This is a genomic window from Salinicola sp. (genome assembly GCF_982684285.1).
The window spans coordinates 1-1,318 of record NZ_CEXLVS010000476.1 but is presented as its reverse complement, the minus strand read 5'-3'; the positions used below and the strand labels follow the sequence as shown (position 1 = coordinate 1,318).

Sequence of the window (1,318 nt, the reverse complement as noted above, 5' to 3'; positions counted from 1 at the left end):
ATTAATGATGATTGGTGGAATAATGGGTAATATATTGTTTGATATACCTTTTGTGGTTATTTGTGTCATTGTCGCCTCCCTGTTTGAAAGTTTTTTGATTTTGCCGGGTCATTTAAGACATGCTTTTCAAAAAATCCATCATGCAAAACCACCACCACTCCGACACTGGTTAGATCAGAAATTTAACACTCTTAGAGATGATTTATTCCGTCCTTTAGTGGAAATGGCGGTAAGTTATCGCTGGGTTACTATTGCTACTACGGTTGGTTTATTTATTATGTGCATCGGCTTATTAGTTGGTGGGCGCATTCAATTTACGTTCTTTCCGTCACCTGAAGGCACGACTATTTATGCTAATGCACGATTTACAGCGGGCACACCCTCAAAAACAGTAGAAGTCTTTTTGCACGATCTAAACACGGCTTTGGAACAAACCAAAAATGAACTTGGACCAGAAGTGGTGGATATTGCTGTGACTCGTTTAGGTAGCGCGGGTGCGGCAGGCGGTGCTAATGGGGCGCAAACAGGTGAGCGATTTGGTTCCATCCAAATTGAATTGATCTCTCCTGACGAACGTGAAGTAAGAAATAGTGAATTTATGCAAACATGGCGTAGCCATATTATCTTGCCGGCTGGAATCGAAAGTTTTACGCTATCGACGCGGCGTAGTGGTCCACCGGGACAAGATGTTGATGTTCGTCTAACCGGTGCATCAGCAGAACGTCTAAAACAAGCGGGACAAGAAATAGCCATCGCTTTAAGGCAGTTTTCCGGTGTGAGTGCGATAGAAGATGATATGCCATACGGCCAAGAACAATTGATTTATAAAATTAAAGGGCAGGGCGAAGTATTAGGTCTGACCGTCAATAATGTGGGTCGACAATTACGAGCAGCGTTTGATGGTCAACTGGTACAAATATTCCAAGATGGTGATGATGAAGTAGAAGTGCGTGTCATGTTGCCAGACAGTGAACGTAATACCATGGCAACACTGGAAAACTTTATGTTGCGTTTACCACAAGGTGGCAGTGCTCCTTTATCAAGTGTGGTCGAGTTTGAATCGCGACGTGGGTTTGATGTATTGCGCCATACTGATAGTAAATTAGCCATCCATATCACGGCGACGGTGGATGCGGCGGTGAATAACATCAATGATATTATTGCCAATCTAAAAGAAAATACATTGCCGGATTTGATTGCACGGTATGGAGTCAATGTCGCTTTTGAAGGTAGAGCTGAAGAGCAGGGCGAAACCATTGGTGATATGAAACAAGGGGTCATTTTAGCCTTTGGACTGATTTATTTAATTCTAGCCTGG

General features: G+C 43.0%; 1 protein-coding gene. It reads left to right on the top strand.

What is annotated here, in order from left to right:
- Window positions 1-1,318: efflux RND transporter permease subunit (locus AC3AYF_RS21240; RefSeq protein ID WP_487780453.1), on the top strand; the 1,318-nt coding region annotated here is incomplete at both ends.